This window comes from Clostridia bacterium (assembly GCA_035561135.1).
GTDB lineage: Bacteria > Acidobacteriota > Terriglobia > Terriglobales > Acidobacteriaceae > DATMYA01.
In genome coordinates this window covers 89,434-115,266 of record DATMYA010000071.1, presented here as the reverse complement: position 1 = coordinate 115,266, position 25,833 = coordinate 89,434, and the positions used below count along the sequence as shown (strand labels likewise).

The 25,833-nt window shown below is 57.7% G+C and carries 26 protein-coding genes and 1 tRNA gene; 15 read left to right on the top strand and 12 right to left on the bottom strand.

The window, feature by feature from the left end; genetic code table 11:
• Positions 1 to 33 precede the first annotated feature (33 nt).
• A complete protein-coding gene (locus VN622_14855) occupies positions 34 to 672 on the top strand; it encodes a nucleotidyltransferase family protein (protein HWR37140.1) in 639 nt (212 codons plus the stop codon).
• A gap of 20 nt (positions 673 to 692) precedes the next feature.
• Positions 693 to 1,397, top strand: a complete 705-nt coding sequence (locus tag VN622_14850) for a haloacid dehalogenase-like hydrolase (GenBank protein HWR37139.1) — start codon at positions 693 to 695, stop codon at positions 1,395 to 1,397.
• Positions 1,398 to 1,504: 107 nt separating this feature from the next.
• Here VN622_14850 and VN622_14845 read toward each other — a convergent pair whose 3' ends face one another.
• Positions 1,505 to 1,855 carry an iron-sulfur cluster assembly scaffold protein gene (locus VN622_14845; protein HWR37138.1) on the bottom strand — a complete coding sequence of 117 codons (351 nt, stop codon included), beginning with the start codon at positions 1,853 to 1,855 and terminating at the stop codon, positions 1,505 to 1,507.
• 67 nt (positions 1,856 to 1,922) lie between these two features.
• Between VN622_14845 and VN622_14840 the strand changes: the two genes are divergently transcribed.
• The 3 genes from VN622_14840 (at position 1,923) to VN622_14830 (ending at position 3,776) form a co-directional block, all read left to right on the top strand.
• A complete protein-coding gene (locus tag VN622_14840; protein ID HWR37137.1) occupies positions 1,923 to 2,780 on the top strand; it encodes an ABC transporter substrate-binding protein in 858 nt (285 codons plus the stop codon).
• A 33-nt stretch (positions 2,781 to 2,813) separates the two neighbouring features.
• Positions 2,814 to 3,296, top strand: coding sequence for a GAF domain-containing protein (locus VN622_14835; protein ID HWR37136.1), 483 nt, complete (start codon positions 2,814 to 2,816; stop codon positions 3,294 to 3,296).
• An 87-nt stretch (positions 3,297 to 3,383) separates the two neighbouring features.
• On the top strand, positions 3,384 to 3,776 hold the full coding sequence (locus tag VN622_14830) for a (deoxy)nucleoside triphosphate pyrophosphohydrolase (protein ID HWR37135.1): 393 nt from the start codon (positions 3,384 to 3,386) through the stop codon (positions 3,774 to 3,776).
• 146 nt (positions 3,777 to 3,922) lie between these two features.
• Here VN622_14830 and VN622_14825 read toward each other — a convergent pair whose 3' ends face one another.
• Both VN622_14825 and VN622_14820 read right to left on the bottom strand, forming a co-directional pair.
• Positions 3,923 to 5,164, bottom strand: coding sequence for an Nramp family divalent metal transporter (locus tag VN622_14825; GenBank protein HWR37134.1), 1,242 nt, complete (start codon positions 5,162 to 5,164; stop codon positions 3,923 to 3,925).
• A gap of 120 nt (positions 5,165 to 5,284) precedes the next feature.
• Entirely contained in the window at positions 5,285 to 6,529 is a 1,245-nt protein-coding gene (locus VN622_14820) for a CBS domain-containing protein (protein HWR37133.1), read from the bottom strand.
• A 364-nt stretch (positions 6,530 to 6,893) separates the two neighbouring features.
• Between VN622_14820 and VN622_14815 the strand changes: the two genes are divergently transcribed.
• The 8 genes from VN622_14815 (at position 6,894) to VN622_14780 (ending at position 11,120) form a co-directional block, all read left to right on the top strand.
• Positions 6,894 to 7,340, top strand: a complete 447-nt coding sequence (locus VN622_14815) for an ATP-binding protein (GenBank protein ID HWR37132.1) — start codon at positions 6,894 to 6,896, stop codon at positions 7,338 to 7,340.
• Positions 7,337 to 7,684, top strand: coding sequence for an STAS domain-containing protein (locus VN622_14810; protein ID HWR37131.1), 348 nt, complete (start codon positions 7,337 to 7,339; stop codon positions 7,682 to 7,684). Before VN622_14815 ends, VN622_14810 begins: the two co-directional genes overlap by 4 nt.
• A 169-nt stretch (positions 7,685 to 7,853) precedes the next feature.
• Positions 7,854 to 8,093 (top strand): carboxymuconolactone decarboxylase family protein, encoded by a 240-nt coding sequence (locus VN622_14805; GenBank protein ID HWR37130.1) that lies wholly within the window; start codon positions 7,854 to 7,856, stop codon positions 8,091 to 8,093.
• A gap of 51 nt (positions 8,094 to 8,144) precedes the next feature.
• Positions 8,145 to 8,378, top strand: coding sequence for a hypothetical protein (locus tag VN622_14800; protein ID HWR37129.1), 234 nt, complete (start codon positions 8,145 to 8,147; stop codon positions 8,376 to 8,378).
• Positions 8,375 to 8,887, top strand: a complete 513-nt coding sequence (locus tag VN622_14795) for a hypothetical protein (protein HWR37128.1) — start codon at positions 8,375 to 8,377, stop codon at positions 8,885 to 8,887. Before VN622_14800 ends, VN622_14795 begins: the two co-directional genes overlap by 4 nt.
• Before the next feature lie 200 nt (positions 8,888 to 9,087).
• Positions 9,088 to 10,224: a ferritin-like domain-containing protein gene (locus tag VN622_14790; protein HWR37127.1), complete on the top strand. Its 1,137-nt coding sequence runs from the start codon at positions 9,088 to 9,090 to the stop codon at positions 10,222 to 10,224.
• 215 nt (positions 10,225 to 10,439) lie between these two features.
• Positions 10,440 to 10,516, top strand: a tRNA-Arg gene (locus VN622_14785).
• A gap of 130 nt (positions 10,517 to 10,646) precedes the next feature.
• A complete protein-coding gene (locus VN622_14780) occupies positions 10,647 to 11,120 on the top strand; it encodes a PA2169 family four-helix-bundle protein (GenBank protein HWR37126.1) in 474 nt (157 codons plus the stop codon).
• A gap of 67 nt (positions 11,121 to 11,187) precedes the next feature.
• On the opposite strand, the gene VN622_14775 is transcribed toward VN622_14780, so the two are convergent.
• From VN622_14775 to VN622_14740, 8 genes are all read right to left on the bottom strand, one after another.
• Entirely contained in the window at positions 11,188 to 12,525 is a 1,338-nt protein-coding gene (locus tag VN622_14775) for a hypothetical protein (GenBank protein HWR37125.1), read from the bottom strand.
• Positions 12,526 to 12,621: 96 nt separating this feature from the next.
• A complete protein-coding gene (locus tag VN622_14770; protein HWR37124.1) occupies positions 12,622 to 13,638 on the bottom strand; it encodes an Ig-like domain-containing protein in 1,017 nt (338 codons plus the stop codon).
• A 417-nt stretch (positions 13,639 to 14,055) separates the two neighbouring features.
• A complete protein-coding gene (locus tag VN622_14765) occupies positions 14,056 to 15,027 on the bottom strand; it encodes a phosphoesterase (protein HWR37123.1) in 972 nt (323 codons plus the stop codon).
• Between the two features lie 238 nt (positions 15,028 to 15,265).
• The gene (locus VN622_14760; GenBank protein ID HWR37122.1) at positions 15,266 to 15,733 is read right to left on the bottom strand and encodes a zinc-ribbon domain-containing protein; all 468 of its coding nucleotides are present in this window, start codon (positions 15,731 to 15,733) and stop codon (positions 15,266 to 15,268) included.
• A 55-nt stretch (positions 15,734 to 15,788) separates the two neighbouring features.
• The gene (locus VN622_14755) at positions 15,789 to 16,286 is read right to left on the bottom strand and encodes a Fur family transcriptional regulator (protein HWR37121.1); all 498 of its coding nucleotides are present in this window, start codon (positions 16,284 to 16,286) and stop codon (positions 15,789 to 15,791) included.
• Positions 16,267 to 17,475: an FAD:protein FMN transferase gene (locus tag VN622_14750; GenBank protein HWR37120.1), complete on the bottom strand. Its 1,209-nt coding sequence runs from the start codon at positions 17,473 to 17,475 to the stop codon at positions 16,267 to 16,269. Before VN622_14750 ends, VN622_14755 begins: the two co-directional genes overlap by 20 nt.
• Positions 17,459 to 18,001, bottom strand: a complete 543-nt coding sequence (locus VN622_14745; GenBank protein HWR37119.1) for an FMN-binding protein — start codon at positions 17,999 to 18,001, stop codon at positions 17,459 to 17,461. Before VN622_14745 ends, VN622_14750 begins: the two co-directional genes overlap by 17 nt.
• 53 nt (positions 18,002 to 18,054) lie before the next feature.
• Complete coding sequence (locus VN622_14740) at positions 18,055 to 19,770, bottom strand: hypothetical protein (protein HWR37118.1); 1,716 nt, start codon at positions 19,768 to 19,770, stop codon at positions 18,055 to 18,057.
• 270 nt (positions 19,771 to 20,040) lie between these two features.
• Here VN622_14740 and VN622_14735 point away from each other — a divergent pair, with 270 nt between their 5' ends.
• Positions 20,041 to 22,500: a penicillin acylase family protein gene (locus tag VN622_14735; GenBank protein ID HWR37117.1), complete on the top strand. Its 2,460-nt coding sequence runs from the start codon at positions 20,041 to 20,043 to the stop codon at positions 22,498 to 22,500.
• 79 nt (positions 22,501 to 22,579) lie between these two features.
• Here the strand turns inward: VN622_14735 and VN622_14730 are convergent, their stop codons facing one another.
• The gene (locus VN622_14730; protein ID HWR37116.1) at positions 22,580 to 23,773 is read right to left on the bottom strand and encodes a YncE family protein; all 1,194 of its coding nucleotides are present in this window, start codon (positions 23,771 to 23,773) and stop codon (positions 22,580 to 22,582) included.
• Positions 23,774 to 23,952: 179 nt separating this feature from the next.
• Between VN622_14730 and VN622_14725 the strand changes: the two genes are divergently transcribed.
• Positions 23,953 to 25,806 carry a bifunctional homocysteine S-methyltransferase/methylenetetrahydrofolate reductase gene (locus VN622_14725; protein HWR37115.1) on the top strand — a complete coding sequence of 618 codons (1,854 nt, stop codon included), beginning with the start codon at positions 23,953 to 23,955 and terminating at the stop codon, positions 25,804 to 25,806.
• Positions 25,807 to 25,833: the final 27 nt, after the last annotated feature.

Here is a 25,833-nt window from a genome sequence, read left to right as displayed (position 1 = left end):
GCTTCGCAGGCAAGTGGGTGCTATCTTTCTCGCATGAGCCGTTCTCCAAGTATTTTGGGCGTCATCCTTGCGGCCGGTGAATCGTCGCGCATGGGACGCGACAAGGCATTACTGCCCTGGCCGCCGATTGCGGACGGCACAGGCGGCGCTGTAAGGAGCTTTCTGAGTTGCACGATCGAACTCCTGAAGCAGCATACCGAGATGGTGCTGGTGGTGACCGGAAGCAATTCCGACCTGCTTGCTCCCACTATTTATTCGCAAGGCGCGTTCCTGGTTGAGAACACCGCCCCCGAGTTGGGTCAGTTCAGTTCGCTGAAGGCGGGACTGCAATCCGTGTTGCAGTACGGGCGCGACGCCGCAATGGTTGCACTTGTTGACCGTCCTCCCGTGCTGGAATCCACCGTCATGCGACTGCACGCTGCTTTTCTGGAGGGCCTTGAACATGGCATGTGGGCGACGGTACCCGAGTTTGGCGGACAGCATGGTCATCCTATTGTGCTTGCTCGCGAGATGATGGAGTTGCTGCTGAGGGCTCCGTTGACAACCACGGCGCGCGATGTGATGCATGCCAATGCCGACCACATCGTGTATGTTCCAGTCGAGGACCCGCTGGTGGCCGCAAACATCAATACGCCGGACGATTACGCACGGCTCGGCGCCAGTTTCAGATGATGTCAGGAGACAGTACAGCAGTGACTCAGTCCGCCCCCGCCCCTGCCCCCCAGGATTTCGTTGAATCCATCCTGCAACTTCGTCCTCGCGTCGCTGTCTTCGATTGCGACGGAACGCTTTGGTCCGGCGACGCCGGTGCCGAGTTCTTCTATTGGGAGATCGAGCACGGCCTGATCTCGCCAGAAGTCGCAGCATGGGCACTTCCTCGATATAGGGATTACAAGGCCGGTAAAGTCGATGAAGAGACGATGTGTGGCGAAATGGTCACGATCCATCGCGGCATCAACGTGGAGAACATCCGGCACGCCGCCGCCGAGTTCTTTCACGAGCATGTAGCCAAGCGCATCTTTCCTGAGCTTCAGGAGCTAACGCGCAGACTCGCCGAAAAGGGATGTCATCTGTGGGCGGTTTCTTCCACCAACGAATGGGTCATTACCGAAGGTGTGCGCCGCTTCGGAATTCCCGCGGAACACGTTATTGCCGCTTGCGTCCAAATGGACGGCGACCGCGCGAGCGCTCGCCTGCTACGAGTACCAACCGGTCAGGGCAAGGCCAAAGCCATCCGCGAGGTCATTGGGCGTCCTATCAGCGTAGCCTTCGGAAACTCCGTTCATGACGCAGCCATGCTCGAGGTGGCGAGACATGCGTTCGCAATCAACCCCAATCCCGATTTAGAAATCATGGCCGCCGAGCGCGACTGGACTATTTACAAGCCAATTGCCTGACACGCTGCTGGAGACAGCGAAGTCGCTGCTGGAGGAGACAGCGAAGCAATGCGGGGTATCCTGAGCGCAGCGAAGGATCCGCTGTTAGCGCACCGCTGCGGATTCAGTTAGTTGGACAATGCCGCGCCAATCGCGTCCAACGCTAATTGGATCGCGTGCGTCGAAGCCTCCGGCACTCCGCCGACGGCTTGAAGCAGTTGCTCCTTCCCGAGCCTTCGCGCTTCCATGACCGGCATTCCCGAGAGCAACTCCGTTAGTGCCGAAGCGCAAGCCATCGCCGAGACGCAACCTCTCGCGCGGAATGAGGCGGCGGCGATAAATCCTTCATCAACCCTCAACCAGAGCTGTAGGACATCGCCGCATGCGGGATTCTGAACCTCGGCCATAGAGGTTGCATGTGCGAGTTCGCCCGCGTTTCGTGGGTTCTGAAAATGATCCAAAAGCTGGGCCGAGTACATGCACACCAGTTTGCTAAATTGTCGCCAAGGTTTCAAGTAGACTGGGGCGACGGACCGCACAATTCCCATGTCAGCTATCACATATCCATATCGCGTGGCCTCGCTGCAACCAAGCGCGACGGTCACGCTCGATCGGCTCGGCCTGCTGGATCGTGTCGTCGCCTGCACGCGCTATTGCCAGGACGTATGTCCCCACGCTGGTGACGGCACTCGGCTCATCATTTCAGATTCCTGGACCGCTCAAGCCAGCCAGATCATAGGCGCGAATCCGGACCTCGTCATCGCATCCGTGCCTTACCAGTTGGAAGCCGTGGCAGAGATACTCAAAGCCGGAATACGTTTCCTCGGACTCGCCCCGCGAACTCTCGCAGATGTTTACTCGGACATGCTGGCGATTGCGGGCATCATGGGCGCAGGCGCCTCAGGCGAAAGGCTTGTCAGCGATATGCAGATGGAGATCGAGCTTGTGCGGCGGGCCAGCACCAGATGCAATTCCCGACCGCGCGTCTTCTGCGAGGAGTGGGGCAAGCCCATCATCCACTCGCAACCGTGGGTGAAGGAGCTCGTGGAGGCCGCTGGCGGTGAGTTCATCGGCGAACCGGGACAAAAGACCGACGCTGATGCAGTACGCACGGATAATCCTGACGTGATCGTTGCCGCCTGGTGCGGCGCAGGAAACCGCGTGCCACTGGAGAAAGTCATTAGCGAGCGCGACTGGATCGAGACGAAGGCAGCTCGCACGCGCCAGGTATTCTGCGTAAGCGACGAGCTGCTCAATACCCCCGCGCCCACGCTGCTCGATGGCTTGCGCGCGCTGGCGTGGGCGATGGAGCCCAACCGAACGAATCAGCCCCCGGGCATACGCCAGATCGCCGATTCCTCCGCGACGCCCACAGCGCAAGCGACTGGGCCGCGCTCCTGCTGACGCGTTCCAGTTTTCTCTGCTTTAATATCCATCATGCGCAACACACAGGAAATTGCCCGCGAACTCGACCAGGCGCTTGAGGGCGCCCCTACCGTTCAAGATCTCATGTCGTTGATCGTGGGACGCCTGCAACAATATCTTCCCAACTACCACTGGGTCGGCTTCTACATGATCGAGAAGAGCAGTCTTCCCGGCGTGGATCCCGTGCTTGTGCTTGGGCCGTATGTTGGCGCGGAAACTCCTCATAAACGCATTCCGCTGAACCAGGGCATCTGCGGTGCCGCCGCTTCGTCCGGCGAAACGGTTGTGGTGGACGACGTCCATTCCGATCCGCGATATCTGTCCTGCTCGATCGAGACGAAATCGGAAATCGTTGTGCCAATTTACGTTCGCGGCGAAGTGGTAGGAGAACTCGACATCGACAGTCACGTCCCTGCGGCATTTGGCGACGACGATCGCCAGCTCTGTGAACACGCGGCCCGCCTGGTCGGAAGCTATCTCGAACGCATTTCGTGATTGCGCATGATATTGGATGTCGCCAAACGGATCTCGCTCGTCCTAAGATGGTAGCTCTGGAGTATCCGTTCAAGAAAGATCAGGAAGATGAAACAGGTGGTGGCGGCGTTGATCGTTCGAGAGGATGAGATTCTGATCTGCCAGCGCACGAAGTATCAGCCCATGGCGCTGCAATGGGAGTTCCCCGGCGGCAAGATCGAACAGGGTGAAGAATCAGTCGCGGCCCTGGTACGCGAACTGGAAGAGGAGCTCGGAATCACGCCCACGGTCGGCACAGAGGTCGCGCGCATTCAGCACAATTACAAGAACGGCGCAGCTATCGATCTGCGTTTCTACCTTGTCGAGACTTTCGAAGGCGAACTCGACAACCGCATCTTCCGCGACATCCGATGGGTGAAGCGCGAAGCTTTGCCGCACTACGACTTCCTCGAAGCAGACAAAGGCTTAGTTGCAGACATCGCTTCCGGCAAGCTGCTCTAACAGCATGGCGCTTCTCTGTAGGCAATGAAAAGCTGGAAGCTGCCCAAGCGCAGCGAAGGATATGCTATTCGACGCAAAGCAAATCCTTCGGTCATGCGGAAGCGGCGCGACTCAGGATGAAACAATTTGAGTACTCCAATAGCCTGCTAGAACCCTCTGAGCATAATCACGGTAAGCACGATCATGGCTCCGGCCGTGAACCAGGCGATAACGTTGTAAAGCCGCGAGTTCACGTGTCGTCCCATCAGTTCTGCCTTGTTAACCAGGAGAAGCATATACACAAGCACAAACGGCAGCAGGATGCCGTTGAGCACCTGCGAAAGGATCGTGATCTTCAACAGCGGGAACCCGGGTATCAGGATGACGCCCGCCCCGGCGACTATCAGCAGGGTATAGAGCCAGTAGAATACCGGTGCTTCGCCGAACTTCTTGTCCAGCCCCGACTCAAAGCCAAGACCTTCACATACCGTATACGACGTCGAAAGCGGCAGAATGGACGCCGCAAAGAGCGACGCATTGAATAACCCAGCAGCGAATAAGATCGAAGCGTACTGACCGGCAAGGGGACCGAGCGCCTGCGCGGCATCGGCGGCGTCTCGAATGTTGTAGTGACCGTGGCTATGCAGCGTCGCGGAACAGGCGATGATGATGAAGCCCGCCACGATAGGTGCGAAAATCGCGCCGACGATCACGTCAATACGCGACGCTCCGTACTGCTTTGCCGTCACTCCCTTCTCCACGACCGAGGCCTGAAGATAGAACTGCATCCAGGGCGCAATCGTCGCTCCAATGATACCGACCACGAGGTACATGTAGTCGTTGTTCTTCATCATGGCTATCGTCGGCGGCTTGACGAAGCCCATCAGGGCATCCGGCCAATAGGGTTTCGCTAGGAAGCCGGCAACGATGTAGGCAACGTAGAAGAGAGACGCGCCAAGGAATATCTTTTCGACGAACTTGTAGTCGCCCTTGACGATCATCACCCACACAACCGCCGCCGCAATGGGTACGCTGACGTATTTGCTTATATTGAATAGTTCGAGACTTGTGGCGACTCCGGCGAATTCGGCGATGACATTGAAGAAGTTCGTCACCACCAGCGCGGCCATCATCAGGAACGTGATGCGGATGCCGTATTCCTCGCGAATCAGATCGCTGAGGCCCTTGCCGGTGACGGCGCCCATCCTGGCGGCGATCTCCTGAATGACGATCAGCGAAATCGTCATCGGAATCACGGTCCACAAGAGGGTGTATCCGAATCGCGCTCCGGCGAACGAATAGGTGTAGATCCCGCCAGCGTCATTGTCGACATTCGCGGTAATGAAGCCTGGCCCCACCACAGCGAGGAACATCACAAGCCTGATCTTCCACAGCGCCAGTTTCTTCATTGTTGCCAATCAACTTTTCAGAAGGATTCGTATCGCAGAAATTACAGAATAAATGCCGATGGGAATCTCGCCAACCCCCGACAGGGAGATATGACGCGAGATTCCGCTAAAAAAGAGGAACTATAGCTTCGAACGCAATATGCTGATGACGTCATCCGCAGTGATCACGCCAGTGAGCGCACCGGTCTCGTCCACAACAGGCAGAGTGAGGAGGTTGTATTTGTCGAAAATTTCGGCGACTTCCTTTTCATCCGCTTCCGGCGAGCAGGAAATCAGTGGCTCGGCCGCGAGCTCGGCCAGTCGCGTGTCCGGCGCAGCGAGCACCAGTTTGGCGAGCGGGACCGCGCCCACAAGCTTTTCGGCATCGCCGACCAGGAAAACCGTGCTCATGCTTTCCAGTCCGCCCTCGAAATTGCGCATCATCTCGACGGCATCGCTGACGCGAGCATGAGGACTCAGCGCCATGTAGTCGGTCGTCATGCGACCCGCGGCGGTGTCTTCCTCGAACTCGAGCAGCTCTTCGACTTCCTCGCGCTCCTCGGGTTGCATCTCTTCCAGTATCTGTTCTGATTGCTCGCGCGGCAGATCGCCAAGGAGGTCAGCGGCGGCATCGGGGTCCATCTCCTCGACAATATCCGCCGCACGGTCGTTGTCGAGCGAACTGACGAGGGAGATCTGCAGCTTCGGATCGATTTCTTCCAAAGCGTGTGCAGCCGTCTCTTCATCAAGCCCCTGGAAAACGGCATCGCGCTCGGCTGGCGCCAGTTCCTCGATGATGTCGGCAATGTCGGCTGGATGCAGCTTCGAGATACGGTCGGACGAAATCTTCAGACGCACGCGGCGTGCGGGGTCCGTCTCGATCAGGTTGACAAACTCCCACGGAATCATCTTCGGCGGGATTTTTGCCAGGAGCGGCCGCAGTGCCGCATTAGGAACCACGTTCTTGAGCAGTCGACGAACGGCGCCACGCGCGCCAACGTCAACGGCGCCAATTCTCAGCAGTATGCTGCCGTAAGCGCCGGTGTCTGCCAGAAGATCTACGTCGTTGACACGAACCACCTTGCGTCCGTGCACATCGATAATCTGCTGATCGAGCAGGTCGCGCTCCAGCAGCAACATGCCTTCAGAACTACCGTAGGGAGCCCAATTCTCTGGCGAGTTCGTGCTGCGGATTCCTCCGTTTAAGCTCTTAACGGTGCTGGTCGAGAGCAGGCGATCGCCATCCAACGTCCTCACGACAAAGGCGGAGACATGATTTTGATCCTCCTGCGGCACGAGGGCGACTTCGCGCACACGTCCGGCCTTGCCGCCGGCGGAATCGTAAACCGGCAACCCAAGCAGATCGGACAGTGCAAGCGTAGGCATCACATTGAGAATACAGCTTCTTGGATGAACAGCCCCGAGAATAATGCTACGGCCCGCCAGAATCCAGACCAGAACCGCCCAAAATCAAAGATTGCGAAGTGTTTGCCTTCCTGGGGCTCACAGTTGCTGGACTTAGTATCGTGCAAATGGTTCTGCAGGACGGGATGAGGCAACTTAGGCTAAGCTGATTGAAGTCGGCAATTCGAGATTGTGGGAACTGTAGCGCCTCCCGCGTTGTCTAAGAGTGCAGCGAGGAGATCACATTGACATCTGCACACTCGTAAGGGCAAACTACCGGATTCCCGGAAGGACACGGTGTCGCGTGCGCTATAACGGTCATAAGTGCAGGCGACCCAACCAAACGATGAATGCAACCAGGGTCTCATACACGCTCGACTCCACCTTGGAAAGCGTGAACAAGGCGGAGGAGATGGCACAGAACTTCGGAGTCAAAGCGGGATTCGACGAAGAAGAAGTACAGCGAATCGCGATGGCAGTGCGGGAAGCGGCAGTCAATGCTGTCCTGCACGGCAATGCCTATGATCCGAAAAAGCGTGTCACTGTGGTCTTTGAAACCAGTGCGCAGGCGCTGACCATCTCTGTCCGCGACGAGGGCCAGGGGCTCGATGCTTTGGACATCCCCGATCCGCTCGCGCCGGAGAACCTGCTCAAGCAGTCAGGACGCGGTATCTTTCTCATTCGGGCATTCATGGACGAGGTGCGCTTCCGGAACATGGAGCCCGGAACGGAAGTAACACTTATTAAGCACGTCCGCGGAGCGGACAGCGATGGCAAGGAGGCTTCTCAGTGACAATGAAAGCAAGCACACGGCAGATTGACGGTGTCACAATCGTGGACCTGAGCGGGCGCATTACCCTCGGCGAGGGTAGCGTGGTCCTACGCGACACCATCCGTGACGTGGTTGGCCATGGTACGAAGAAGATTCTTCTGAACCTTGGCGACGTCACCTATATCGACAGCTCCGGCATTGGCGAACTGGTCAGCGCTTTTACCAGCGTGCGTAACCAGGGCGGCGAACTCAAGTTGCTCAACCTCACGAAGAAGGTTCACGATCTCCTGCAGATCACGAAGCTCTATACCGTCTTCGATATCAAGGACGACGAAGCGGTTGCGATCAACTCGTTCGCTAAATAGATTCTGGCCAGACGGCTCGCCACGCGCGAGCCTCTGGTTGCAATTCCCATCCAGCGCAGTTCCCCGATCCCGAGCGACATTCTCATGGCTCTGTTTCCTCATCCACTTCGCACTCGACAGCAATCGTTTGCAAGGGCAGAATCAGCAGTAGTTTCAAAGCGGAGTTCTTATGCGAATCAAACGCCTCGAGCCCACAGACGTGGGTGGCGAGACCAAGCATATCTATGACCAGTACTTAAAGGAACGCGGCAACGTACCCAATATGTTCCGTACGATGGCGCACCGCCCGGAATACCTACGCACCATGATTGCGCATTTCCGCACCGTGATGAATACGGGCACGGTAGCCACCAAGCTCAAGGAACTGGTCACGGTACGCGTCAGCCAAATCAACGGGTGCGAGTATTGACTGGCGTCTCATAGCGCTCTGGCAGAGCGCCACGGTTATACCCACGACCAGGTGGAGAATCTGGCAGACTTTGAGACTCGATCGGACTTCCTGCCCGAAGAGAAGATTGCGCTGCGCTTCGCCGAACGCATGACGCTCGATTCCAACAACGTGGACGAACGCCTCTGGGCAGAGCTTTGCGCGCATTACGACGAAGGGCAGGTCGTTGAACTCGCCGCCGTCATAGGCCTTTTCAACTACTTCAACCGGTTCAACAACGCGCTTCAAATGGAACCGACGAAATGACACGAACATTTCGGCTCTCTCTTGCTGCGATGGCAGTCGCGCTTACCCTTGGCGCGAGTGCCGCCGCCGAGTGCTTCCCTTTCGAACACGCCGGAGCGCACCTCGGCGAGTCCGTCTGCATTCGCGGAAAGGTACTGAAGGTTAGCCGCGTTGAGAGCGGTGTTACCTTCCTCAATTTCTGCGAAGACTATCGCGGGTGCCCGTTCACCGTCGTGGTGTTTCCCAGCGACATGCGAGACGTTGGCGACGTGCGCTACCTGGAAGGTAAGGAGATCAAAATTCAGGGGACCGTGAAAGCCTACAAGAGTCAGATCGAGATCGTGCTAAAGGACCGTACGCAGTTGCAGGGCGAGTTTGCGAAATTACCGAAGCCTCCAAAGGATTTCGACGCCAATCGCAGGGGCGGTTTCAGTGCCGGAGCACCCAAGGCCGCGAAGCGCAGTACGGGACAGGACGCAAAGCGAAAGACTCCCCAAGACCGTCGCAATCCCGACATCGATGTGGAGTAGCGAAGGCGCAGGAAAATTCCTTGTACTCGCCAGGCCGCTTCTTGTCTCTGGATCACACGTCTCTCTCCTCGACAGCACAAAAGGGGCGGATGATTCCCTAATGTGCCTCCTCGGACGATAACGAAACTTTTTCCATGCCAACGACATCCGAAATTTCTGCGTGAGATTTAGCTCCTCACGCGGAGAAGAGGAAATGTTGCATGAAAAGTCTATTGACCGGTTTGAAGACCTCACTGAATCGGCGCACCTTTGTGAAGAATGGACTGGCCGCCGCTGGCGCGGTCGCGGCGGGCGCAGGACTTCTGGCCAATAGCTCATCTGTCTTGGCTCAAGAAGGTGCAGAAGAAAAGAGCGGTCGGCTCGTTCGGGGGGATGCGGCAATTCTAAGATTCCTGGCGGCAGCCGAAATCCTCGAAACCGATCTCTGGCAGCAGTACAACGAACTCGGGGGGATTCAAGACAGTGAGGTTCCCGGCGGAAGCGGGAACCCGGTATATACAGAGGCTCTCGCCGTTCTGGATGAAGACATGGCACAGTACATCCACGACAATACCGAGGATGAACTCACCCATGAAGTCTTTATCAATGCGTATTTGGCTTCGAAGGGCGCGGACACTGTTAACCTTGACGCGTTTCGTACATTGCCGAGCAGCAAAGCGACTGGTGCTCAGACAATTGGGCGGCTCACGAACCTCATGCAGCTCAGCGTGGACACAAGCTGGTGGACACGATACCGTAGCGGAAACAAGAACCCTGATTTCGGAGACGCTTTCGAACAAGCTGTCCCAAGCCTAAAAGAGGGGCAACACCCGGCGATTCCTCGAACCGATGACGACCTAACTCCGAAGGATCACATCCAAGCGATCGCTAACACTGCGGGTTTTCACTTTGGAACAATTGAGCAGGGCGGGACCAGTCTGTACCCTCAGCTCGCTCAACGAGTGACCCACCCGGAGGCTTTGCGAATTGTCCTAAGTATTGGTCCGACCGAGGCTATGCATTTTCAGACTTGGAGCGATAAAGCAGGCAACGCACCTGCGTTGACCGATCCGAAGGATCCTTCGCTTGTATTCCCTGATCTCAATGCGCCCCCGTTTGGAGGAGAGGAATTCCAGACGAACTTGATCATGCCTGAGCCGACCATTTTCCTGAGCCGAAAACTTCCGGCATGCTCGATAGTGCGGCCGACGGCAACCAAGGGGGCTGCGATGGGCGTTGTGACGTTCCTGACCGAGATGGGACTCTTCATCGGGCAGTCGCCGACGTTCTTCGCACTCATGCGCGACCTCGCCGAGGATGCAGATAAAGCAAGGCGCGGACGTTCTCAGAAGACTTAACTCTTTAGCCGACCGCTGGCTCACATTTCACTCGCGTTAAAACTCATCGCCTTCTTTTCGGCGAAGTGAACGGGTAAAGCGCTGTGTCTCGTGCTAGTTGAAGAACAGTAGCGAAGTCATGTTCCCGGAAGGATAACTGCCGGGACCGCCGTTATCGCTGGAAACTGCATTGCCGATTTCGCGACACGGCCTGCCAATGGTAATCTGTTCTCATCGGGGCCGTAGCTCAGCTGGATAGAGCAAGAGTTTCCTAAACTCTAGGTCGGCGGTTCGAATCCGCCCGGCCCCTCCAGCAACTTTCATTCGTGGTTCAGCAACGTGCCATGCTCAAGTGCGAGTCCTTGAATTCTGGGCCACTCGACCGCAACCCGCTGAAAGCCGTATCCATCCAATCTAGAACTCAAAACTAGGGGGTTGCATTTATGGCTGACATCAAACGCGAGCACATTGACAACGAAAAAGTTATCGGCACGCTGGAGAAGCTGATTGAAACCTGTCGCGATGGACAGAACGGCTTCCGCGACGCTGCCGAACACATCGAAGACCCGGACATTCGTGCGTTCTTCAACGAGCAGAGCCTGGAGCGCGCGCAGTTCGCGGGCGAACTCGAGAATGAAGCCATTCGACTCGGCAAGAGGGATGTAGATCGTAAAGGCACCGCTACCGCCGCAGTACACCGCCGTTGGATCGACCTGAAAGCTGCGCTCGGAGGTGGCGAAGCCTCCATCCTGGCGGCAGTTGAAAGCGGCGAGGACACCGCTAAGAAAGATTATGAAGAAGCCCTCAACGAACTGCTGCCGGAAGACATTCGCGTGATTATCGCTCGCCAGGCCGAAGGCATCCGCACCTCTCATGATCACGCCAAGCTCTTACGAGATCGTCGCAAGGCTGCCTGACGGCTTTCAGCCGTGCAGAGAAAGAGCCTTCCCAGGAATGGGAGGGCTCTTTCTAACTAGCGATTCATTACTTTGCGCTCTTGCCTGGCGTGGAAGCCGGCTCCGCTTCCTGCCGATTGGCAGCGACCCGAGCGACCGCGATCATAGCGATGGCTTGAGCCGTTTGGTCCTGGAGATTCTGGGCGCGTTTCAGGGCATCGACGGCATCCACTTGTGCCGCCGCCTCGCTTACCTCCTGCACGATGTCAGGTGCGTCCTTGGTCGCCGAACGGTCCTGCCAAACATCATTCAGCGCCGAGAAAGCCAGGTCAAAGTAGCGGTCCGCCAACTTCGAATTACCGTCAGTTCCAGTTGCAAAGCCGCTGGCTGCCGCCTCGCGAGCTCTCAACGAGGCAGGAAGCTTTTCGAGATCGGCGGTGCGATCCTCGCTCTTACTGTCCATCGCCTGCAGCACGGAAACGTTCTCCTCCTCTGGATGCTCTACCTCTCCCGCCTGACCAGCGCCCTGTGCGACTTGCCGGGCCATCACGTCGGATGCCAGCGCAGCTTCGTACTCTTTCTCGCCCAGGGCTTCTTGCATTGAACCAGCAGCAATGTTCACTGCGAGGCTGCGTTCGCCGCTATCGTCAAGTTTGCCGAGCCAGAGCAGGAACTTAATGCCGGCAGAACGCGCAACTGGTTTGTCAACGACGGGAGCCATCCGTGAATACATCGCGGCAAAGTTTGGGGCCTCTGCACGGGCGGCATTCGCGTCTCCGGGAAGCGATGAGAAAAGGCGCGCGAACTGCTCCTGCGACCATGGAGTCTTTGCGCCAACCCGCTCGATCATAGCCAGCAAGGCTCGCGGGGCAACGTGGCCTTCATCCATTGCGGCCTGCAACTTGCGACGCGCTGGCTCGGTCGCCTGTTTCGGGCAGAAGGAAATTGCGCCAACGAGCGACTGCTCGGCCGCCGGCACTCTTGTTGTCGGGATATTGTCGATGAAATCCGCCACCGTGCCACAGTCCACATGTCCGTGCTCAAGCAGCGACGCCGAGGGTGAGGCACCCTGCTGGATCAGTTCCTGCTCGATGCGCAAGCCTTCGCGTGCATAGTGCTTAGCCAACGCCGGCCGGAAAGTGCCGACGACGTTTGCCGCCGCCTGAAGCACTCGCAAACGATCCTGTGGATCGGGCTGCGGAAGTGCAACGGCAGAACGCACCACGTCCAGAACGAACTGCTGCTTCGGGTCAAGTTTGACGGCCCGGTTTTTCGCGGGCGATTTCGCCGGGCGGCGCGCCTGCGTGGAAGCAGGCTTCTTTACGGGGACCGCAGGACTAGCCTGCCATGCGGCAGCCGATCCAGAGAAGACGGCGGAGACGAGGAATGCTAGAGCAATGCAAATCAGCTTAATATTCGAAATCACCTTATGATTTTACTAGTTAGTTAATGACGCATGTTCAAATAAATGCAATCCGGAAGACGGCTTGCGCCGCTACCGTTCGCAGTGCTAATGAACCCTCTACCAGTACGTAAGCGTTACCTTGTCGAGCCATACGGAGTAGTCGGTCTGGTACTTGTCGCCGTCCATCTGGAAGGCGACATTGACTTCGTTGGCACCGCTCGACTTCGGTGCGTAAACACGATTCACGTAGCTCTTCTTGCCATTCAGGGTCACCGATATGAATTTAACCTTGTTGTCAGAGGTGCGCTGGAATTCCCAGACCAAGTGGTGCCATTTGTAAGCCGCTGGTTTTGCGCAGGGAATGCCGGTACTTCTCCACCTTGTAGCAGCCGAGTATATGCGCCACGTGTGCGTATTCTTGATGTCGCACTCGGTGCCGAAAATGTACTTCTTGCCGCCAGTGGCATAGTTCACGTCGAACTCAACAGCCTGTGCTGCCGAGGGATTCTTCATATAGAAGTACAGGTCGTAAACGAAGCGGTGAAGCCTGCTGTTTGCTCCAAGCTGCTTCCACCACAGCGCAGAGCTGTAGGGCGTGCTGCCGCCGAGATTGAATCTTGCCGAGTGGCCGTCCATGGAGGGAGAGGAGACTCCAAGTTGCATCGAGTACCTGGCGGCGGCCCCGCTACCGCCTGCGCCGGCACACACGGTACACGACGCCCACCCCGTTTTCTGGTCGATATTCGAAAAGGTGGTGCCGCCACTTGTTGACGTCGAGCCCGTGGAGGTCGAACTGGTGGACCCAACATTGGGATAGGTAGTGCTCTGGAAATAGGATCCTGCGCTATCGTGCGCCTGAATTGTGAGGCGATGCTTGCCCGTGCTTGCAGAGATGTAGGTGTCGAGCTTCGTCGCCGCGACCGACTTGACCCTGCTGCCATCTACGTAAATGCTGTAGCCCTTGATCGAATGCGATGAACTCGCCGAAGCGACAACATGGAAAGGTGAACCAACATTCTGTCCAGTCGTTGGTGTTGAGATGGTAACGGTACCTGCGATTGCGATACTGGCTGTCGCAACGAATGTCATCGCAATGAATGCCACGCGTTGCGCTACTCTCTTGAAAACGATCATTTAAGAGACTCCAGTGGAATTGGTATAGCTGCCTTGTGCGCAAGGCGACACTTCTGGATTGGAGTCACACACCCTATCTGCGCATCTACTCTCCCTCAAGCGCAAACGATTGTTCTTAAATAGTTTCCAAGGCTAAGTACTACGAGCGTATTAGAGCGGACCTTAATACCGGACTTCTAAGTAGAGCCTGTCATTGCCATGTGTCCCTTTAAGTACGGGCCGCGAGGCAGTGGCATGTTGCCCAGAGTTTCTCCTTCGCGCACGGCAGACCCTCGTCCAAAAGAGTCGTCTTAGTACCATTGAACCATCCCGTTTACGCGACAATCCCCGAATCGCGTTCTGTTCGCAGAACAGAAAAAGGCGCGGAGAATGTCCGCGCCTTAGCGTTGTTCAGCCGCAGATCATGCGGCGTACTTATCAATTGTTTGTTCTTACGTAAGAACGCAATTCCTCTACGATTTCCTTTGCCGCCGCTCGAGCGAGATCTGCCTGGTCCGGTTCGAATGAGATGGCTCCCACTCTCGCGTGTCCGCCGCCTCCGTATCGTTCACAGATCTTCGCAAGGTTTGTCATTTTGTCCACAGTCGTCCACGGGTTCGAGCCTACAGAAACTTTTGTACGGAAGCTGCTCTTGCTCAGCCCAACGCTGTAGATACAGTCAGGGTGGAGGTAATACGGAATGAACTTGTTGTAGCCCTCAAGGTCATAACCCATTACGTCAAAAAACAGCGTGCGATCTTTGCACTCCGTGTGTTTCTTAATGATGTCAATTGATCTCCCGTGGCGCTCCATTAAAGGCGGGATCAGGTCGGCCACCAGGGGCTCACGGATGATGTCACCCAGAGGCCGGGTCGCCAGCATGGGAATCAGCCGCGGCGTAAACGCCGGGTCCTGTGTCGCCTCGATGACCATGGTGAGCTTCATCGCGGGTTCCTTCATTTCCACTGCAACCTGGGCGCTGGGATAGGAGGCTCCGTCAATCGTGTCCGCCCAGTGGACGAGTTCCCCTACGGGCTCTGTCTTGAACCCGAACCGTGTCTCCGCCACGGTTGCGATGAGCTTGGTGCAGGACTTGAAATCCGGGTCGTAAAACATGGTGTTGCTGGGCTGTTGCTCGAAGTGCGCCGCATCGCCCGGAGTAAGGAACGCGCTCTGGTGATGGTCAAACCACCAGGTAATCTTGGGCGAAGCAGAGTACTTGAAATCGACAATCGCATTCTCGTCGCCCGTGAAATCTTCCTCGCGGAAGAGGGCCCCGGCCCGGTGCAGCAGGCCCATGTACTGGAACTCGACGTTGGATCGGATACGTTCGCGGTAAAACCGCGCGAAGAGCGATGCCGAACACGCCCCGTCAAAACACCTGTCGTGATAAAAGACCCGAACGATCACTGTTTACCCTCTTACTCTGCCCTTCTACTGAAGCTGTGCCACCTGAAACGGCCACGAAAGAAAAGCTAATAGGAATGACATCCCGCAGGACGATTGTCAAGCAGCGTTGCACAGGAGAATCTCACTGCGCGGTTGAAGAGACCGCTCGTCCCTTTGTCGCTGCTACCTACAACTGTGGCTGTATAAAAGAAAAGCGGGGCGGTGAAGCCCCGCTGTCGCCCAAGCTAGGCAACGCCCTCTAGCGGTTCGCCTGTTTTTCAGCGAAATCGCCAATCACGGGCATCTTGAACATAGCGCCCTGAAACGCTTTAATCCCGAGCACAACCCATCCGATGAAGAACGCGAGTCCGACAAGCGGCATCACCAACATGCCGAGAAGCGGGATCGCGCCTAACACGACCGACGCCACGACCCACACAACCCAGTAGGCCAGCGCCTGAAACGAATGGAAACGGATAAACCGATCCTTGTTGTAAGGCTCAATGACCAAGAAGATCACCGCCGGAACGAACAGGTACGCCAGCGCGCCTGCGACGTTGTCAGCCAGCCCGGCTCTCGGCGCGGCCGATGCGCGCTCACCACCCTGAGGAGAAGGCGGTACTGCACTTGCGCCCGCTGGCACAGGGTTCACGGTTCTCCCACAAGCCTGGCAGAACACGGCCTCATCTGGCACCTGCGCGCCGCATGAAGAACAGAAAACAGGCATCGCTATCCTCCAGCTTGGATTCAATCACCCTGACGAATGTACGAGAAACGGGGCTCTAGACAACGCGGCGAGCGGATTTCTTGCGGCACTCCTCGCACACTCCGTAAACCTGAAAGCTGTGCCGCGTCGTCACATAATGATGCTTGCGCCCTATCTCCTGCTCGATGCGTTCGATATCCGGAGAAAAGAATTCAACAGAGCTTCCGCATTCCGTGCACACCATGTGATGGTGATTCCGCCGATTGTACTGGTGCTCATACCGCGCGACGCCGTCCTGGAAAGCCACTTCACTCGCTAGACCGCACTCGGAAAGCAGCTTCAAGGTGCGGTACACGGTGGTGAAACCTATCTTGGGATCCTTCTTTTTTACAAGCCGATGGAGTTCGTCGGTCGAGAGGTGGTCGCGCGTCTCCAGAAAAGTACGAAGGATCGTGTCGCGTTGATCTGTATGCTTCAGACCCACTTTCTTCAAGTGGTTATGAAAAATCTCCTCAGCCTCGCGAACCATCTCGCGAGAGATAGAAGAATGATCGTCAACGCGCTTCTGCAGCATGTGCCTTCTGATCTTGAGAAATGGTTTGGAATCGCGATGTGCGGGAGCCCCAAATGCTCGTTTGCAGCCCTTTCGCGCTTCCTTCCAAGAGCATAACATTGGCCGTTCCGAACAGTCGCAATATTCTGGCTACCTCGCCCGGACGGCGCTCGGGCTCCGTTGGCAACAGGAGAAATGCCTTCGTCAGCGCGTCCGCCAGTTCCCCACTCCTCGCGACCACCGTCACGCCCACGGCACCCCCGATTGCCTGCCCTGTTGAAGGATTGATGATGTGCGAGCGCCTCTTGCTCCCTGCACCTGTGGTCTTCTCGTAAGTGCCGGACGTGGCCAGCGACTCACCATCCTTCAGAACCACCCTTCCCACTGGTTTATACGTCTGGCGCGGGTCACGTATGTAGAATTGCCAACCGACGCACTGGGCATCGCCCATCTCTCGCGCGCAGGTCTCTGTGCTCGAAGCGGGCTCGCCCATGACGCTGATGGAACTCTCGCCCAGGGAAACAGCCCCGGCCTTGACGCCTCGGTCCCGAAGAACCTGCAACGCACGCTCTGACGCATACCCCTTGGCGATTCCGCCCAGGTCGATCTCCATCCCAGGCACCCCGAAGCTCACCGTATGGCGCTCCGGGTCGAGTCGCACCTTCCTCCACCCGACACGCTTTCGTGCCTCGGCGACACGCTTGGTGCGCTCACCCGCGGGCCAACTATCTGGCAAGAATCCCCACGCCCGAACCAGCGGTCCAACGGTCGGATCGAATCGGCCGCCTGTTTTTCTCGCTATATCCAGCGCCGTCTGCACGCGCTCGAACAGCTCTGCGCCCACCGGCACCTCTGGCCGGCTGCCGTGAACCGACTCAGCCGCCGCCGCGTTCATCTTCATCAGCTCGGAATTTGGCTTCCAGTTCGAGAGCAAAGCATCCAGGCGCTTCAGTTCGTCGAAAGCGGCGCTGATGGCTGCGTCGGTGCGCTCCAACTGCTCAGTGGTAAATGTCTGGCCAGATGGAAACGTTCCCGGATGGTCGCCGATTGGATACGCAACAATCTCGCACAGGGTGCCCATGACGTAGCGCACCTGCTTCCGCGGTACGGCCTGCTGAGGGGATGCGTCGCGCTTCTCATCGCCGTGTGCGACGGCCAGCGCGAGCAGCAGCGTCACCACACAGGCGGTGGCTTTACTTGCTCGTGCCATAGAAGGTATCGACCAGCGCCAGGGCGCGCTTTACTCCCCTGGCGATCGCGTGCGATGAGAGCGTAGCGCCCGTATAGTTCATGATGTCCTTGTTAACGGCTATCTCGTCCGCCTGCTTCTTGCCGTGAAACTGCCGCAGGAATCGTTGCTCCTTGACCTCTCCGCCGCGCGACTCGCGATACTCCATCACGGCGACTTCCAGGACTTCGCCCTTCGGACTTACGCCGACGATGAATGTGATGTTCTCGTGCTTTCCTATCTCATCCAATACCAGAGCGTGGCCATCAATCTGCCCCTTACTCTTCGCGACATAAAACGTGTACTGCTGCTCGGGAAAGCGCAGCCTGGTGCTCTGTTGCAGCTTTTGGCGTTGTTCGCCGGTTAACGACTTTGTGTCGCGCTCGACTGTCTGCGACTTAGGGAAGACGATCTTCAGCGCCTGCGCCTCGGTAAGCAGTGTTTCAGCCGAGAGCGAACCGCAGATCAGCATCGCGACCATCAGCGTGGCGAACAGTATTTTCTTCATAAGACCTGTCCAAACTATGGGGCGCCCGGCTAGCGAGCGCCCCTCTTAGCTGTTTAGAACGAGAACGCCATTCCCAGGATCATGCCGTTCGTTGAGTCCACCGGCACCTTCGGGAAAATGAGGCGAGAGCCGTTGATCCGCCGATTGTGTTCATAAGCGGCCTGCACCGCGAACTGCACGGAAGGCCGATAGCTCAGACCGGCTGTCCAGCGCTCCTGCTCCATGTTCTCGCGCGAGAAGCCTGCGACCGCACCGTTCACAATCTCGATGTCATCCACTACGCCGTTCAGCCAAACACGCTCGTAACGTACGATGGGGATGATCTGCGGATCTTCGAAGCTGCTCCCGAGAAACGAGTTCTTCAGCCATTTCGGCCGCGCGTGATACTTAAAGTCCGACCACACGCCAGCACGCGTGCGCGACAGGTTCGCCAGTTCCATCTCCACAACTGCACTGGTGAACGCGCCGGAACCGCTCGGCAGAGTCGCATTGGCGGAGTTGAAGGCAGCCTGTCCGAAAGCACCCATTACGCGATCCAGCCGTCCCATCGATGTGTACACTGCCTCGGCTTCCGTTTCGAAACCCTTCCAGCGCCACTTGTGGTCGTAGGCAACGCTCGTTATCGGCTCACGGAAGTCGAGGAACGACGGCGCATACTTGCCGTGATATCCCGATAGCGCAAACTCACCGTTGAGCGACGGACTATAAGCCGCGCGCCATGCAACCGCCGTTGCCGACTTCGTCCCATCGAAGAAGCCGCTCGAAAGCTGCATTTCGCTGTTGAGAACCAGTTCGGCTGCGCCAGGCGCGCCGGCTTCGGTCTCGATCTCCTGCTCCATGTTGAAGTCGAGTGCAGCGCCATTCAACGCATAGACCTGGTAATCGAGCTTGCCGCTGCGGCCCACGTTGAAGCTGCCGACGAGTCCTGCACCCAGGTCGCGCCACGCGGCCTTCACCGGCAGCACAGAGGCATCACGGTCGGTCAGCGTGCGTCGCGGGATGTCCCAGTAGTCATCATCGTGCAGCAGGTTGAAGCGGCCAACCGGCACCAGCACAACCCCCGCGCGAACCCCATGGTTCTCTGCAAAATTGAGCTGCCCCCACGCCTGCTCCACCGCCAGTTCGCCGCCGGCATTCCCTTCGGTTGTCTGCTTAAACTTGAGCCCATCAGCGGAGCGCTCGAAGCCTTTCTCCGCCTCGATGCCGTGCAGGCGCTCGTACTCAATCTCGCTGTAAACGCGCAGGCGCGGTGCAACGCGTGCGTCCGTGGTTACGACAAAGCGCCTGAAGGTGAACGCCGAGGCCGACCCGCCGGGCATATTGAATCCGCTCGGCACATCGTTGCTCTCGAAACGCAGCGAGCCGTATCCACCAACCTTGACGCGATCGTCCCCAATCTTGACGCCTCCCCCCTGCCAGTCCACGTAACGTGCGGCACGCGTCGAGGAAGGCGTCTCAGAGGTGCCCGTTCGAGCGTCGCTTCCCTGCGCTACCTTCGGTTGCGAAGTCGCCTCTGGCGCTGGTGCTGTCGCGGCGTTGCTCGTGCCCGTAGTAGTTGAAGCGGCGGCACGCGCTGCTTTGAGCTGATCGAGCAATTCCTGTTGCGACCGCTGAAGCGTCTCAATCTGCTGCTGCTGTTGCTGAAGCTGTGTTGCAAGGCTCTCAAGCTTTTGTTGCACATCGGCCGGAGTCTCTTGCGCGACGGAAATGGATGCAAGCGCATGGATGAATAGAAGGGCGAGCACTGACAGTCGTAACGGGGATCGCATGAAGCCTCACTAGGAGGCCGGACGTAAGTGGTCCGGCGTTCGATTTGTAATTGAAATTGAAATTCAATTTCATTACGTAACGGCTCATCGTAAGTTCGTGCGGCGCTGCCTGTCAACCCGATTGCCCAATCTCCTTCGGAAAACTTCTAATACATTCCCGTCCTTGAACCATCTCTGGTGCATTCGACCTTGCTTCCGAAGCAAATGCTTGTCTAGCAGGTTTCACCGATTGTTCCGTGATCGCACGAATGTCTACAATCGGAGTCTCCCATGTCAGACGTCATGCCCGCTGTCGCCGCTCGCCACTACTTACGCCGCCGCACTCGTCGTTTTGCAGTTCGCGTTTTCATCATCCTGCTCGCCGTCGCTCTAGCGTTTGCGCTCGCATTTACCGTGTGGCTGCGAAATGCTGCATCTTCTTCGCTGCCGCAGTTGGACGGCACCATCCAACTTGCAGGCCTCTCTGCGCCCGTCCATGTCACGCGTGACGCACAGGGCGTACCGCACATCTCTGCCGCGAGCGCGGAGGATCTTTTCTTCGCGCAGGGTTACGTCACCGCACAGGACCGCTTGTGGGAGATGGATTCCACACGCCGCTTTGCCGCCGGAGAACTCTCGGAAGTACTCGGTTCTGGATTCCTCGTGCAGGACAAACATCAACGCATCCTCGGACTGCGCCAGGTTGCGGAGCGCGCTGCCGACAATCTTTCTTTGCGGGATCGCACGTTCTTCGATGCCTACGCACGAGGCGTGAATGCATACATGGAGCAGCACACAAATTCGCTGCCGCTCGAGTTTCGCCTGATGCGCTACTCGCCGCGTCCGTGGACGCCGACGGATTCATTCCTCGTCGGTGCCATGATGGCCGAAATGCTGAATCATGGTTTCTACGAACAGAAACTGACGCGTGAAAAGATCGCCGCTCGCTTAGATCCAGAGCTCGTGGCCGACCTCTACGTGAACTCTTCCTACCGTGACATCGTACCTGTCGAGAACAGTACGGAGATTCAGGTTGAAGAGGCTTCTCCCACAAAGCGCGATGATGACGCGCCGAATGCACCGCCGATACGACACCGCCGCCGGAAAACTCGTGCTTCCCTTGAGCAACTATCGCTGACACACTTCTCTGATCCACTACGGCCTGGCTCAAATGACTGGGTTGTTTCCGGCACGCGCACCGCTACAGGCAAACCTCTGCTCTCGAACGACATGCACCTTGGCCACCGTCTCCCAAATGTCTGGTATGAGGCGCATCTCCAGGCTGGCGAGATCGATGTTGCGGGCGTGACCCTTCCCGGTCTCCCGTTTGTCATCGTCGGCCACAACCAGCGCGTGGCATGGGGCTTCACCAACGTTGGTCCCGACGTTGAAGATGTGTTTGTGGAAAACCTCAACGAGCGCGGCGAGTATCAGACTCCCGATGGCTGGAAGCCTGCGGACCGAAGGCAGGAAATCATCCGCGTAAAGAACGGCCGCGACGTCACCCTGGAAGTAGAGGTAACGCGGCATGGCCCAATCATCACACCTCTGATTCCCGGCGAGAAACGCAAGCTCGCGCTCAAGTGGATCATCTATGATCCGGCGGCGCTTACGTTCCCGTTTTATGAAGTGAACACGGCAAGCAATTGGCAGGAGTTCCGGGCTGCCGTCGCCCGCTTCGGAGGCCCCGGGCAGAACGTCGTTTACGCCGACGTCGACGGGCACATCGGATACCAGGCCACTGGGCTCGTCCCTACGCGCGCCGCGGGCGACGGATCCGTCCCCGTGAATGGCGCCGACAACGCGCACGAGTGGACGGGCTATATACCATTCGAACAGATGCCCACCGCTTTCGACCCCGCCTCCGGCATCATTGCCACTGCGAACGGGCGCATTACGCCCGACGGCTATCCGTACTCCATCAGCACGCAGTGGGGCTCACCTTATCGAACGGAACGCATTTATCGCGTGCTCCGCGCGGACCACAAGTTCACAACCGCGGACATGCTCACTTTGCAGACCGACGTGTATTCCGAGTTCGACCGCTTCCTCGCCGAGCGATTCGCTTACGCTGTCGATCACTCGCCTAAGGCGTCCGATCGCGCAAAGCGTGCGGCAGAAATTCTGCGCAAATGGGACGCGCGGGTCAGCAAAGATTCCGCCGCAGCGGCCATCACTACCGCCGCCCGGAGGCACATGGCGCGTCTTATGCTTGAGGCTAAGCTAGGTAAAGACGCCGCTCTCTACAGCTGGTTCATGTCATCCGTATGGCTGGAGAATGCGTTGCTATTCCAGCAGCCAAGATGGCTGCCGCAGCAGTACTCCAGCTACAACGAACTGCTTACCGCCGCCCTTGAGGCCGCGGTTGCCGACAAGAGCGCGCCACGGAATCTAGATAAGTGGAACTACGGCAAGCAAAACCCCGTCGAAATATCGCACCCAATCTTCAGCCGGATTCCTTTCCTGCGTTCCTGGAGTGGTCCGGGAGTTCAGCCACAGTCTGGGAATGGCAACACGATTAAGCAGGTCGGTCGCAAATTCGGCCCGTCACAGCGCATGACCGTGGACTTTGCTGATTTCGACAACTCCACGCTCAACCTCGTGAACGGCCAATCAGGACATCCGCTCAGCACACACTACAACGACCAGTGGAGCGCCTGGTACAACGGCACTACTTTCCCGCTGGCGTTCACTCCGGCGGCGGTGCAGAAGGCACGCCAGCATGAACTCGTTCTAGAGCCTGCCAAATAGGCTCCGGCAAGAATTAGCTGAGAATCAAATAGAAAGGGCGACGGATTCCGTCGCCCATTACCTTTCGAGCTCATCCCGCCTACGTTATCGACTTCACGTCCGTCGCAATACCGACAACGTCCAGTTGCGTTTGCATCTCGTTGCCTGTCGATATGTCATAAACCCTCAATTCCGCTCCTTCGACAACGTACATGACATTACGATTTGCAACCGTCGTGATACCGGTAACGTCTCCCTTCGATGTCTGGCCAGGTCCTGGGTTATCGATAAGGACCGACTTGTCACTCACGTTCACGATGGAAAGGCAGCCGCTACCCTGACAATTGCGCGCACCGATCCACACCTTGCCGCCGGCTAAAGCGATTCGCGAGTGGAATCCGGGGCCAATTGTCACTGGAGTACCCGCTACAATCGTCATCGTCGATGTATCAACGGCGCTAAAGGCCCCGCCTGATCCATTGGGGGCACCCGCAACGTACAGATTGTTTCCGTCTAACACGCCTATGGTCGCTGCGGGCACATCTACTTTTCGAACCGCGCCTGTGGCGATCGTCAACTCCGTCACGTTTGCCACGGCGGCGCCACCGCACTCTGCACCGCAGCTCAGAATGTAGGCTTTGGAATCGTCGGAGCTGAAATACGCGGCAACCGGACGCGAGAACGGCCCGGCGATATCCGCCGGCGTTTTTGCCTCGGTCGTTAAGTCAATGAGTTTCACCGTGTCTGCGCCATCGCTAAAGGCCAGCAACTTCTTGCCCTGGTGATCCATGGCGATCCAACGCACGTTTGGCACGTTGATCGTTCCAGTGATCTTCTGCGTGTCGCGCAAGTCCATGATCTGGATCGCGCCGGGCCTGCTGTTCTCTACCGTGGCATTGCGAACGGCCGCATACGCGGTCTTGCCGTCGGAAGTCACAGTAACGCTCTCAGTCCAGCTTGGCATCGTGAAGGCGGCGATGCGCGTCTCTGTGGCGTTATCCACGGCGGTAATATTGTTGGAGTCGGACTCGAACACCAATGTGGTGTTCTTGCTGTCGGAAACCACCATGAACTGCGGCATCCCGCCCACAGTGATTTTAAACCCGCTGAGCAGGTCTTTCGCCGCGTCCACAATCGACAACTCGCCGTTGAAGCTGTTCGATACCAATACGCGGTTCGCGATTTTGCTGATCACCGGGGCGTTGGAGCCGGTATTGTTACCGCCGCCACCGCACGAAATCAGTATTCCACCCGCGAGGGCGAGAGTAAAAACTGCAAGAGCCGCTCTTTTCAAGCGTGGCACTCCATTGAGAGCTCGTAAATAGAAACAATTGCTGGAAACACCTGAGTATAGCAGAGCTTAGAGGCGGCGCTACGCAGCCCGGAGGCCGCGTTGAGGCTGCATCGAGTTCAGCTATTGCGCCCGAACAAGCATCCCTTTCGCCCTTGCCTTCCGTGCAGTATTCTCATGGGATGCCAAGTTTGTTCCTGACCCGACTTCAGCGCGGTCCCATCCTGTGCGATGGGGCCATGGGCACTCTGCTATATGCTAAGGGCGTCTTCATCAATCGCTGCTACGACGAACTGAACCTGTCGCAGCCCGATCTCATTCGCGGCATCCATCAGTCTTACGTCAAGGCGGGCGCCGAGGTCATCGAGACCAACACCTTCGGAGCGAACTCGTTCCGCCTTGCACGTCATGGTTGCCAGGACAAAGTCGCGGATATTAACCATGCTGGCGTTCGCCTTGCGCGCGAGGCCGCGGGCAACACAGAGGTCATGGTCGCTGGCTCCGTCGGCCCGCTCGGTGTGCGCATCGAACCGCTCGGCAAGATCGCCTACGATGAAGCGCGGCAGTCCTTCGTGGAACAGATCCGAATATTGGTAGAAGCCGGTGTGGATCTTCTCATCCTGGAAACCTTCGGCTACCTCGAAGAATTGCACCAGGCAATTCTCGCGGCTCGTGAGGTCGATGCCAACATTCCCATCGTCGCGCAGGTAACGATCGACGAAGAAGGCAACTGCCTCGATGGTTCCTTGCCAGAAACCTATGCCGCGCGTCTCGAAGAGTGGGGCGCAAACGTCATAGGCTGTAATTGCAGCGTAGGCCCCGCGGCCATGCTGGACGCAGTGGAGTCCGTACGAAGCGCGACAACCCTGCCAATCTCTGCCCAACCGAACGCGGGCATGCCCCGCAGTGTCGAAGGGCGGAACATCTATCTTTGCTCGCCTGAATACATGGCCAGCTACGCTCGCCGCTACATAGCGGCCGGAGTCCGTCTGGTTGGTGGTTGCTGCGGCACCACGCCGGAACATATTCGCGCCATGAAGTCTGCATTGCGCGTAGGCGAGGCGCGCACGAGTTCCTTCCGCGTCTCCACCGAAACTACGGCACACGCGCTGGAACCCGTTCCGATTGCAACGCGCTCGCTGCTGGGGCGCAGACTGGCGGAGCGCGAGTTCATCGCCATGGTGGAAGTGGTGCCGCCGCGCGGCACCGACGCACAACGCGAAATCGAAGCCGCAATCTATCTCAAGTCTGTTGGCGTGGACAGCATCAACATCCCCGACAGTCCCCGCGCTTCGGCGCGCATGAGCAACCAGGCGCTCTGTACCCTTGTGCAGCAACGGGTAGGGATCGAAACCGTGTTGCACTACACCTGCCGTGACCGCAATGTCCTCAGTATTCAGAGCGACCTGCTTGGCGCTTCCGCCATCGGCATCAGGAATCTGATCTGCATTACCGGCGATCCGCCGAAGCTTGGCAACTATCCTGACGCAACCGCCGTATTCGATGTTGATTCCATTGGCCTCGTAAACATCGTCCGCAACCTAAACAAGGGCCTCGATATCGGCGGCAATCCCATTGGAACCGCCACCTCGTTTGTGCTGGGCGTGGGCGCTAATCCCGGCAGCCCGAACATAGACGAAGAGATTCGGCGCTTTGAATTCAAGGTGCAGGCTGGTGCCGAGTTTGCAGTCACCCAGCCGGTCTTCGACGTTTCACTGCTGGAAAGTTTCCTTCGCAGGATCGAGCACTGCCGCATCCCGGTGCTGGCCGGCATTTGGCCCCTAACCAGCGTACGAAATGCCGAGTTCATGAAGAACGAATTGCGAGTCTCCGTGCCGGACTCCATTATCGAGCGCATGGCCTGCGCCACTTCGGCGGAAGCCGCACGCGAGGAGGGTGTCACTATCGCGCGCGAAATGCTTATGCAGGTACGACAATCAGTGCAGGGCGTTCAGATCAGTGCGCCCTTGGGCCGCTATGCAGCCGCCGTTGACGTGCTGGAGGTCCTCGGTTCCAACCAAGGCGCGTCTGTTTAGACGAATATCGAGTGTTACATTCCAGTA

What these genes read in the sequence shown, in the direction of transcription:
- VN622_14745 (HWR37119.1), bottom strand. Translation starts at nt 18,001, where the DNA reads ATGAAGAAAATACTGTTCGCCACGCTGATGGTCGCGATGCTGATCTGC.
- VN622_14795 (HWR37128.1), top strand. Translation starts at nt 8,375, where the DNA reads ATGACACGAACATTTCGGCTCTCTCTTGCTGCGATGGCAGTCGCGCTT.
- VN622_14790 (HWR37127.1), top strand. Translation starts at nt 9,088, where the DNA reads ATGAAAAGTCTATTGACCGGTTTGAAGACCTCACTGAATCGGCGCACC.
- VN622_14755 (HWR37121.1), bottom strand. Translation starts at nt 16,286, where the DNA reads ATGCTGCAGAAGCGCGTTGACGATCATTCTTCTATCTCTCGCGAGATG.
- VN622_14780 (HWR37126.1), top strand. Translation starts at nt 10,647, where the DNA reads ATGGCTGACATCAAACGCGAGCACATTGACAACGAAAAAGTTATCGGC.
- VN622_14855 (HWR37140.1), top strand. Translation starts at nt 34, where the DNA reads ATGAGCCGTTCTCCAAGTATTTTGGGCGTCATCCTTGCGGCCGGTGAA.
- VN622_14760 (HWR37122.1), bottom strand. Translation starts at nt 15,733, where the DNA reads ATGCCTGTTTTCTGTTCTTCATGCGGCGCGCAGGTGCCAGATGAGGCC.
- VN622_14770 (HWR37124.1), bottom strand. Translation starts at nt 13,638, where the DNA reads ATGATCGTTTTCAAGAGAGTAGCGCAACGCGTGGCATTCATTGCGATG.
- VN622_14815 (HWR37132.1), top strand. Translation starts at nt 6,894, where the DNA reads ATGAATGCAACCAGGGTCTCATACACGCTCGACTCCACCTTGGAAAGC.
- VN622_14740 (HWR37118.1), bottom strand. Translation starts at nt 19,770, where the DNA reads ATGCGATCCCCGTTACGACTGTCAGTGCTCGCCCTTCTATTCATCCAT.
- VN622_14830 (HWR37135.1), top strand. Translation starts at nt 3,384, where the DNA reads ATGAAACAGGTGGTGGCGGCGTTGATCGTTCGAGAGGATGAGATTCTG.
- VN622_14835 (HWR37136.1), top strand. Translation starts at nt 2,814, where the DNA reads ATGCGCAACACACAGGAAATTGCCCGCGAACTCGACCAGGCGCTTGAG.
- VN622_14840 (HWR37137.1), top strand. Translation starts at nt 1,923, where the DNA reads ATGTCAGCTATCACATATCCATATCGCGTGGCCTCGCTGCAACCAAGC.
- VN622_14750 (HWR37120.1), bottom strand. Translation starts at nt 17,475, where the DNA reads ATGGCACGAGCAAGTAAAGCCACCGCCTGTGTGGTGACGCTGCTGCTC.
- VN622_14820 (HWR37133.1), bottom strand. Translation starts at nt 6,529, where the DNA reads ATGCCTACGCTTGCACTGTCCGATCTGCTTGGGTTGCCGGTTTACGAT.
- VN622_14805 (HWR37130.1), top strand. Translation starts at nt 7,854, where the DNA reads ATGCGAATCAAACGCCTCGAGCCCACAGACGTGGGTGGCGAGACCAAG.
- VN622_14825 (HWR37134.1), bottom strand. Translation starts at nt 5,164, where the DNA reads ATGAAGAAACTGGCGCTGTGGAAGATCAGGCTTGTGATGTTCCTCGCT.
- VN622_14725 (HWR37115.1), top strand. Translation starts at nt 23,953, where the DNA reads ATGCCAAGTTTGTTCCTGACCCGACTTCAGCGCGGTCCCATCCTGTGC.
- VN622_14845 (HWR37138.1), bottom strand. Translation starts at nt 1,855, where the DNA reads ATGTACTCGGCCCAGCTTTTGGATCATTTTCAGAACCCACGAAACGCG.
- VN622_14735 (HWR37117.1), top strand. Translation starts at nt 20,041, where the DNA reads ATGTCAGACGTCATGCCCGCTGTCGCCGCTCGCCACTACTTACGCCGC.